Consider the following 8,469-nt stretch of genomic DNA (forward strand, 5'->3'; position numbering starts at 1 on the left):
TACCTGTAATATGTCGATATTTCGTACTTTTTTATATCTACTAAGCTTTGGCTTAGTTGTTGCGTGCACTGAGCAACATGAGCAATCCGCTGAACGATATGAACATGCGGCTAAAGGTGCGTTTGCATCTGCTCTTTCGCATGATGGCAAATACAGCTTGATCTCATCAATACACCATGGGGTCGCGCTGTGGGATAATCAACAGCAGGTATTAAAATACCAATGGTTTCAACAACAAGCTCAAGATAGTCTTGTGCATACAGTGGCAATCTCTTACGACAATAGCCATGCAGTCACCGCTGAAAAGTCCACATTTGCAGTGTGGGACATTAGCACTGGTGAAAACACGGGCTACTATAAGATACATGCCTCAACTATTAGAGATATCGCCATAAGTAACCAAGGGCGTAGCGTTTTATATGGCCGCGCCGACGGTGTAGTCGTTTACCTCGACTTAGAAACCGGAAGGCGTATAGAGTTCCTCGGTCATCAAGAAAAAGTCAACGTTGTTGATCTATCTCCCAATGGCCACTATGCAATTAGTGGCTCAAATGATTACGTAGCTTACTTTTGGGATACTCGCACAGGGCAAGTAATCCACCGCTTTAATCACCCAACTCGTGTCACTCAGGTTGCGCTTGATCCACAGGGTCGATATGCATTTACAGCAGATAGTATGAAGCAAGCAAATGTATGGCAACTGACTACAGGTGATCTTGTTAGCAAACTGGCGTATATTGCGCGTCAGAAAATTTTTACCGCTGTGCGTTTTAATGATCAAGGCACCTTAATTGCAACCGGTTCACCGAATCGACTCGTGGATTTATGGCAACTGGACTCAGGTAAAAAATTACAAACGTGGCAAGTACTCCCTCGTGAAGGAAGTCGCCCGAAATCAGCCGTGGTGTTAGATGTTGCGTTTACTGATAACAACCAAGCGTTATTAACCGAAAGCTCCAGCGGATTCGCTGAAAGTTTTAATTTAAGAGAATCGAATGAATACAATTGAAGATCGTCTCATGGAACTTGAAGCGAAAGTCGCGTTTCAAGATGAAACAATTGAAATATTGAATGATGAGCTTAAAGCGCACCAACAGCAATTGGCAAAAATGAAGCGCCAAACCGAGTTGCTCGCAGAAAAAATTAAAGAGGCGCAACAGCCTTCTCTTATGTCACAGTTACAAGAGCCACCTCCGCCACATTACTAAGCATACAATAATGGCCGGGTTAATCACCCGGCTTAAATACCCCAATTACCTGCTCAAATTGACGTGTTGAAGCTTGCACAGCCTTCTCTGGCTGGGTCATTTTATGGCCACACTGTACGCACTCCACTTTTTCGACATCATGCTCTTTATAAAGCATCATGGTATCCATAGCCCCACATTCTGGGCATGACGCACCAGCAATAAAGCGTTTTTTTTGTCTCATAAGTGATCTCCCGTGGCATGTAGGCCGCTATTTTAGCCTAATAATTCTCTGTTTGATACGATTGCGAAGCCTTATAGGATCCGTGTTATGATAACGCAACTTAACTAGGACTCAGCATAGTATTTTTCAATGATCCAAATCTCAGAAATCGAACTACTTCGTGGTGGTAAAGCACTCCTTAAAGGAGCCAGCGCCACACTTTTCCCTGAACATAAAGTTGGTCTTGTTGGGGCTAATGGTTGTGGTAAATCAACACTGTTTAGTTTGCTAAAGTCTGAGTTGCAGCTCGATGCGGGTGAGTGCAGCATCCCTAAAGATTGGTCCATCGCCTCTGTTAAACAAGAAACACCGGCACTGGAAATAAGTGCGCTTGATTATGTTTTGCAAGGCCACCCTGAGTATTATGCGCTCAGAATCGCACTCCGCGAAGCTGAAAAAAATGACGATGGCGCAGCACAAGCCAAAGCGCATATCGGCCTTGAACATATTCAAGGTTATAGCATCGAAGCCAAAGCTGGTGAACTGCTACATGGCTTAGGCTTTAGTAATGAGCAAATAGACAACCCTGTCAGTGCCTTTTCAGGTGGGTGGCGTATGCGCCTAAACTTGGCTCAAGCGCTTATTCGTGACGCTGACTTATTGCTGTTAGATGAACCAACCAACCACTTAGATCTCGATGCCGTATACTGGTTAGAGCGCTTTTTACGCGCCTATACTGGCACCCTAGTACTGATTTCTCACGACCGTGAATTCTTAGACGCGGTGGTTGATCAAATTTGGCACATCGATCAGCAAAAAATTAATGTTTACAAGGGCCACTACTCGCAATTCGAACGCCAAAAAGCGGAGCGTTTACTGCAACAGCAAGCTATGTTCGAAAAGCAACAAGAACAAATAGCCCATCTAGAAAAATTTATTACACGCTTTAAGGCCAAAGCCAGTAAAGCAAAACAAGCACAAAGCCGCGTAAAAGCCTTAGAGCGAATGGAAAAACTAGCGCCTGCGCATGCCGATTCTCCTTTCGATTTTGAATTTGCAGAACCCACTGCGCTGCCAAACCCGTTAATGACACTCGACCAAGCCAAAGCGGGCTATGGCGACATCACTATTTTACATAGTATTAAGCTAAACCTAGTACCTGGTAGCCGTATTGCCCTGCTTGGCCGAAATGGTGCAGGTAAGTCTACACTTATCAAGCTGTTAGCAGGTGAACTTGACCCACAAGCGGGCGAAGTGTTCCAGCATCAAGGCTTAAATATTGGTTACTTTGCGCAGCACCAACTGGAGTCTCTTGATTTAACAGCCAGTGCTGTTACGCATTTACAACGTTTAAATCCGCAAGCAACAGAGCAATCACTGCGCGACTTTTTAGGAGGCTTTGCCTTCATTGGTGATAAAGCCCTTGAGCCAGTTGCTCCATTTTCGGGGGGTGAAAAAGCACGTTTAGTGCTGGCGATGTTGGTATATCAAAAACCCAACTTACTCTTACTGGATGAGCCTACCAACCACCTTGATTTAGAAATGCGACATGCTCTTGTCATGGCACTGCAAGGATTTGAAGGTGCGATGGTTACCGTATCGCACGACCGCCATATGCTAAAAAATACCGCCGATGAGTATTACCTTGTTGATAACGGCGAAGTCACACAATTTGGCTACGACCTTGATGCTTATTACCAGTGGCTTCTAAATGCGAATAAAGAAGCGGCGAAAACACCAGAAGATAATGCAACAAAAGCTCATTCAAGTGTAAACCGCAAGGAACAAAAGCGCTTAGAAGCTGAATTTAGAAAGTCAGTGCAGCCATTAAAAAAGCAAATTGACACGCTTGAAAAGCAGCTCGATAAGTACTCAACAGAACTTAATGAAGTTGAAACTGCACTCGGCGACAATGATTTATATAATGACGACAATAAAGCAAAGCTAACAAAGTTACTAGCGAAGCAAGCTGAGTTAACCCCAAAACTAAATGCCGTTGAAGAAGAATTATTGATGGCGTTGGAAGAACTCGAAGAAAAAGAACAGGCCTTTGCCGATGAAACCGCTTAATAGCGAAGCATTTTGGCAGTTTGCGTGTCGGCTTTATGATGAAGAAGGCATGCAAACACGGCTGTTAGATTATCAAAACCAGCAAGGCAAAAATGTGAATTTGTGCTTGTTGCTTTATTATTTAGACTCTCTTGAGCTTACTTTAAACGAATCTCAACTTAATCAGCTTGAATTATGCATTGTTGAGTTTGACGAGCAGGTATTAAAACCTCTACGCACGGCTCGTGGCTATCTAAAAGCCAATCAAGCCGAAATTGCTGACTACGCCACGATTCGTAAAGAATTACTCAGTGCAGAACTAAAGCTCGAAAAACAACAGCAACAAATGCTCATTGATAGGGTGAATACTTGCACACTTACATCAAACCCAAAAGCAGATAATTTAGGGTTATATATAAAAAAGTGGTGATCCAGTATTTAGAATCAACAGGATATTTTATCGACAGCTTTTATACGCAATCTTGAACCGGTCAATGTTGCAAGGGCTATAACAATAAACGAGATTGGCAGCTCTACAATAGAGGTTGGAGGAAAAAAATAAAACCTTTGTACGATCAACGAAACGCCTACGCCACTAATAAAAAAGACTAATAAGTAAACAGAAAAAGCATACTTCCAATGGTTACCTTCACTTCGATATGCCAATAAGCCATATAATAGGAAAGATAAAATGGAGAGAGGAATAGTTACAGAAAACAAGTAATCAACAGCTTTCGATGATGTGTAGCGGTCTGCACCTAAAACTAAATAAAGTGAGGTTGTTAGAGTAGCTTGCAACAATATTATAGCTAATGAGTATTTAATTATTCGTGTTATTTTCAAAATCGAACTCGACCCTTACCAAGTTATAAAAACAATACCATTTATAGAGAAAATTACAAAAATATCCCGCATCGTGCTATTTGCCCACCACCTATCAAACTTGATCCAAATCAACTTCTAAATCGCCTTGTGTAGCTTCAGGAAAATAGCTTGATCTGGATCATGTCAGGCTATGCCAAGCCAGCCTATGATTAACCCATAGACATTAGGAGGCACAACCATGAACGTATTCTTTAGAGATTTTTTTAGCGACCCAGTCTTATTTATGTCATTTGGCATTTTGGCAGTTGTTATCGTTTTATGCCTTTTTTACGTCGGGTATTTCATTAAAAAAGTACACGACGCTGAAGTTCCTAAGTAAGAATTAAGCACGACGCACAAAGCCCCTATCCAATTTTATTGTTTAGGGGCTTTTTATTTGCATAAGCCAAAATCGTTAAACTGTTCTAAAAAAGCAAAAACTTGCTACAATAGGCGCTTGTTTTGTCTTTAAAGTGTCAACTATGTTACCTGAGTTTAAACCTGCGTGGTGGATGCGCAATCGCCATTTACAAACCATAATGCCGCGCTTTTTTCGCCCTTTTCATAAAACACGTTACAACTTATCGACACTTAACACTCCAGATGGTGATTTCTTAGAACTTGCATGGGCACACCCCCACAATGACCAAGCACCACTGGCAATTGTATTGCACGGGCTTGAAGGCAATATAAATAGCTTTTATGCCAAGGGCATGATGAAAAAACTAAAGCAGCAAGGGTTTGCGGTTGTGCTTATGCATTTTCGCAACTGCTCACGGGAAGTTAATCGATTGGCTCGTGCCTATCATAGTGGTGAAACTGAAGACCTGCGCTTTTTTATTAATTATTTGAAAGGTAAATTTCCTTCTCGCCCATTATTTGCCGTCGGTTTTTCTTTAGGTGGCAATGTCTTAGCTAAATACTTAGGTGAACAAGGCAAATCCTCACACTTAACTGGCGCTGCAGTAGTATCGGCGCCATTTGACTTGTCTGCCTCGTGTGAAATTATTCGTAAAAGTTTGTGCAAGATATACCAAAAATACCTGCTTGATCGCATGAAAAAGTCAATGCAAAGAAAGTTGCCACAAATTCAGCAACAAATAAATCTCACACCTGAAAAGTTAAAATCAATTAATGACTTATGGCAGTTTGATGACATGCTAACCGCCCCCTTACATGGCTTTTCAGGGGCAGAAGATTATTATCAACAAGCCAGCGCTAAACCTTATCTAAAAACAATCGCAACACCGACCCTAATCGTACATGCTAAAGATGACCCCATGCTATCAGTAAAAGCTGTGCCTAATGGTACAGATGTCAGTGACTATGTTACTCTGCGAGTGTCAGACAAAGGCGGGCACGTAGGCTTTATTAGTGGTAATAACCCATTTAAGCCTGTTTATTGGTTAGAGCACATAGTGCCTAGCTACTTCACACAGATCGTTAAAAAAGAGCAGTTATGATCATCCCTCATGAACAAATTGATAAAGACACGCTATATAACCTAATTGAAAGTTATGTGCTACGTGAAGGCACCGATTATGGTGAGCAAGAGGTAAGTATTGAAAATAAAGTTGCGCAGGTTCATCAACAGCTTAAAAGTGGTGAAGCGATGGTGTTTTTTTCTGAGTTACATGAATCAGTAACAATAATATCGAAAGCTGAATTCGTTGCTCTGCAAGCTGATCCTGAGTATCAAGCGTCGTTTAACGACTAAACTTGTAAGTTATACTGTAACCCTTCACAATGGCTTTTTAACTTAAAGAGCCATTAAAAATGAAAAAACTAAGCTCAATGGTTGCCGCCGTTTCGCTGGCTTTAATTAGCCAAGCACACGCTGAACAGGCTACTGCATCAGACAAAGCCATAAAACTGGCAAAAGACACTATTTTAATTGACACCCATATCGATGTGCCTTATCGCATTCATAATAAGTGGGCTGATGTAACAAAAGCCACCGATGACGGCGATTTTGACTACCCACGCGCAGTACAAGGTGGTTTAAACGCTCCTTTCATGTCGATTTATATTCCAGCAAACCTAGAATTTGAAGGCAAAGGGAAAAGCTACCAACTTGCTAATCAGCTGATTGATAGCATGGAAGCCATTGTGCAACGTGCTCCTGATAAGTTTGCTATTGCAGATTCAACCGCTGATATCAAAGCACAGTTTAAACAAGGCAAAATGTCGATTGCAATGGGTATGGAAAACGGCTCGCCGATTGAAGGTGAGATGAAAAACCTTAAGCATTTTTATGATCGTGGTGTGCGCTACATCACCCTTGCACACTCACAGAGCAACCATATTTCTGACTCATCTTATGATATCCGCCGAAAATGGAAAGGCCTGAGCCCATTCGGTAAAGAGTTAGTAAAAGAAATGAATAACATAGGTATGTTGGTAGATGTTTCACATATTTCTGATGATGCATTTTATCAAGTAATGGAAATTTCAAAAGTACCTGTGATTGCATCACACTCTTCACTGCGTAAATATACGCCTGGCTTTGAGCGTAATATGAATGATGACATGCTATTGGCACTGAAAAAGAATGGCGGCGTTATTCAAATCAACTTTGGTTCAAGCTTTGTGACAGCACAAGCTGGCTCTTGGTATGACCAACTAAAATCAGCAAAAGCCGATAAGAAAAAAGACGGTACTAAGCTAAGCAAAGATTTTGACGCAGCTTATCGTGCTAAAAACCCATTCCCTTATGCAAGCCTTGAGCAGGTGCTAGATCACATCGACCATGTGGTTGAGCTCATTGGTATTGATTATGTTGGTATTGGGTCTGACTACGATGGTGTAGGCGACTCTCTACCTACTGGCTTAAAAGATGTAGCAAGCTACCCTAACCTTGTTCAAGGGCTTATGGATAGAGGCTACAGCAATAAAGATATTAAAAAGATTCTAAGTGGCAATATGTTACGTGTTTGGCAACAAGCTGAAGCGTATGCAAAAGCGCACTAACTTTTAATCACTAATCAAAGCGCAGTACTCACTGCGCTTTTTGTTTTTATCAGTACAAGTGATTGATAATACTAATTGCCTGCTTTAATCTGCTGGTATTACAAAGCAACTTGGATGATGTGATATGTCGACTTGGCAAGGAAATATTGCACTTGTTTTGGCAAGCACTGCGCTTGGACTAACGATTTACAACCATTTCAGTGTGGATAAGCAACGTGCTTCTAGTTCACTTCCCTTTACTATCGATGATTCAATTATTCCCAAACAAGATAGAGAAAACCTCGTTGCTCTACATGGTTATATTCTTGACTTAGAGACACGCATTAACGAGCTTGAAAATAGTACGCCCACGATTGAGCCTTCGCTTATCGAATCAAAAGTAAAGCAAGTCATCGAAGAGCGTGAAAAAGCACGTATCGCAGAAGCAACGAAAAGAAATCCTTCCGTAAATTGGTTCCGGCAACTACCTGAAGATTATCGACAGCGTATAAAAGCCGATCCGAACTACGCGGATAAATCGATTAATGATGCATTTACAGCGTTATTAAACATGAGTAATACCGACGATGATCGCCTAGCAGCTTATGGACAACTCAAAATGACCTTAGGTATGCTGAGACGAGACTTGGATGATACACAGGAATCATCGGCCATTGATGCCATGATAAGCATCAGTGAGTATACAAACGAGCCTAAGATACGCATTCAAGCATTGGAGAATTTATCTCACTTAGATGCAGTTTCACCTAAACTAGCCGACTATTTTCAAAAGCTATTATTAAATGATGCAAATGAGTACGTTAAAAATCTTTCAGCAAGTGCATTAGTGGCGCAGTTTTTCCGCGCCAAGCAGTTGGGAAAAACCCAATTAGCGACAACTCTGGCACAGCGCATCCAAATGCTAGAATCCAATGGTGATAGTAAAGTGGCGAATGCTATGACTAATAACCTTAAGCACCCGCACTTAAGAGATGAGCTCAATAAATTTATCGAGCAGTAGCCAAAACGTTCTGTTAGGCATTAAAAAAGGCCGCCTAGGCGACCTTTTTATAAGCTGTGAAGCTCTATCTGTTGATATTACTCAACGATAGTTGCAACAACACCAGCACCAACTGTACGGCCACCTTCACGGATAGCGAAGCGTAAACCTTCGTCCATCGCGATTGGAGCGATTAG

At 41.7% G+C, this 8,469-nt stretch carries 10 protein-coding genes and 1 pseudogene; 9 read left to right on the forward strand and 2 right to left on the reverse strand.

The window, feature by feature from the left end:
• Window positions 1-10 precede the first annotated feature (10 nt).
• Together L3V38_RS18965 and L3V38_RS18970 are read left to right on the forward strand one after the other, a co-directional pair.
• Window positions 11-1,009 carry a hypothetical protein gene (locus L3V38_RS18965; protein ID WP_062568375.1) on the forward strand — a complete coding sequence of 333 codons (999 nt, stop codon included), beginning with the start codon at window positions 11-13 and terminating at the stop codon, window positions 1,007-1,009.
• Window positions 996-1,208, forward strand: coding sequence for a SlyX family protein (locus L3V38_RS18970; RefSeq protein WP_062568376.1), 213 nt, complete (start codon window positions 996-998; stop codon window positions 1,206-1,208). The genes L3V38_RS18965 and L3V38_RS18970 overlap by 14 nt, the downstream gene beginning before the upstream one ends.
• A 19-nt stretch (window positions 1,209-1,227) precedes the next feature.
• Here the strand turns inward: L3V38_RS18970 and L3V38_RS18975 are convergent, their stop codons facing one another.
• Window positions 1,228-1,431: a YheV family putative zinc ribbon protein gene (locus L3V38_RS18975; protein WP_062568377.1), complete on the reverse strand. Its 204-nt coding sequence runs from the start codon at window positions 1,429-1,431 to the stop codon at window positions 1,228-1,230.
• Window positions 1,432-1,560: 129 nt separating this feature from the next.
• Here L3V38_RS18975 and L3V38_RS18980 point away from each other — a divergent pair, with 129 nt between their 5' ends.
• The 7 genes from L3V38_RS18980 to L3V38_RS19010 all read left to right on the forward strand — a co-directional run bounded on the left by L3V38_RS18980 (window position 1,561) and on the right by L3V38_RS19010 (window position 8,293).
• Window positions 1,561-3,480 (forward strand): ATP-binding cassette domain-containing protein, encoded by a 1,920-nt coding sequence (locus tag L3V38_RS18980; RefSeq protein WP_237120367.1) that lies wholly within the window; start codon window positions 1,561-1,563, stop codon window positions 3,478-3,480.
• Window positions 3,467-3,889 (forward strand): TIGR02444 family protein, encoded by a 423-nt coding sequence (locus tag L3V38_RS18985; protein ID WP_237120368.1) that lies wholly within the window; start codon window positions 3,467-3,469, stop codon window positions 3,887-3,889. The genes L3V38_RS18980 and L3V38_RS18985 overlap by 14 nt, the downstream gene beginning before the upstream one ends.
• A gap of 633 nt (window positions 3,890-4,522) precedes the next feature.
• A complete protein-coding gene (locus tag L3V38_RS18990) occupies window positions 4,523-4,663 on the forward strand; it encodes a DUF3149 domain-containing protein (protein WP_074989877.1) in 141 nt (46 codons plus the stop codon).
• Window positions 4,664-4,805: 142 nt separating this feature from the next.
• Window positions 4,806-5,786, forward strand: coding sequence for a hydrolase (locus tag L3V38_RS18995; RefSeq protein ID WP_237120369.1), 981 nt, complete (start codon window positions 4,806-4,808; stop codon window positions 5,784-5,786).
• Window positions 5,783-6,040 (forward strand): YheU family protein, encoded by a 258-nt coding sequence (locus L3V38_RS19000; protein WP_130149205.1) that lies wholly within the window; start codon window positions 5,783-5,785, stop codon window positions 6,038-6,040. The genes L3V38_RS18995 and L3V38_RS19000 overlap by 4 nt, the downstream gene beginning before the upstream one ends.
• A 59-nt stretch (window positions 6,041-6,099) precedes the next feature.
• Window positions 6,100-7,293: a dipeptidase gene (locus L3V38_RS19005; protein ID WP_237120370.1), complete on the forward strand. Its 1,194-nt coding sequence runs from the start codon at window positions 6,100-6,102 to the stop codon at window positions 7,291-7,293.
• Between the two features lie 124 nt (window positions 7,294-7,417).
• Window positions 7,418-8,293, forward strand: a complete 876-nt coding sequence (locus tag L3V38_RS19010; protein WP_237120371.1) for a hypothetical protein — start codon at window positions 7,418-7,420, stop codon at window positions 8,291-8,293.
• Window positions 8,294-8,370: 77 nt separating this feature from the next.
• On the opposite strand, the pseudogene L3V38_RS19015 reads toward L3V38_RS19010, so the two are convergent.
• A pseudogene (locus tag L3V38_RS19015) lies at window positions 8,371-8,469 on the reverse strand (elongation factor Tu); the annotation flags it as partial.

Origin of the sequence: Pseudoalteromonas sp. L1 (assembly GCF_021728095.1) — a bacterium.
In the GTDB taxonomy this organism is placed as follows: Bacteria; Pseudomonadota; Gammaproteobacteria; order Enterobacterales; family Alteromonadaceae; genus Pseudoalteromonas.

Coding starts and splice junctions, on each gene's coding strand:
- L3V38_RS18965 (WP_062568375.1), top strand. CDS start 11: ATGTCGATATTTCGTACTTTTTTATATCTACTAAGCTTTGGCTTAGTT.
- L3V38_RS18970 (WP_062568376.1), top strand. CDS start 996: ATGAATACAATTGAAGATCGTCTCATGGAACTTGAAGCGAAAGTCGCG.
- L3V38_RS18975 (WP_062568377.1), bottom strand. CDS start 1,431: ATGAGACAAAAAAAACGCTTTATTGCTGGTGCGTCATGCCCAGAATGT.
- L3V38_RS18980 (WP_237120367.1), top strand. CDS start 1,561: ATGATCCAAATCTCAGAAATCGAACTACTTCGTGGTGGTAAAGCACTC.
- L3V38_RS18985 (WP_237120368.1), top strand. CDS start 3,467: ATGAAACCGCTTAATAGCGAAGCATTTTGGCAGTTTGCGTGTCGGCTT.
- L3V38_RS18990 (WP_074989877.1), top strand. CDS start 4,523: ATGAACGTATTCTTTAGAGATTTTTTTAGCGACCCAGTCTTATTTATG.
- L3V38_RS18995 (WP_237120369.1), top strand. CDS start 4,806: ATGTTACCTGAGTTTAAACCTGCGTGGTGGATGCGCAATCGCCATTTA.
- L3V38_RS19000 (WP_130149205.1), top strand. CDS start 5,783: ATGATCATCCCTCATGAACAAATTGATAAAGACACGCTATATAACCTA.
- L3V38_RS19005 (WP_237120370.1), top strand. CDS start 6,100: ATGAAAAAACTAAGCTCAATGGTTGCCGCCGTTTCGCTGGCTTTAATT.
- L3V38_RS19010 (WP_237120371.1), top strand. CDS start 7,418: ATGTCGACTTGGCAAGGAAATATTGCACTTGTTTTGGCAAGCACTGCG.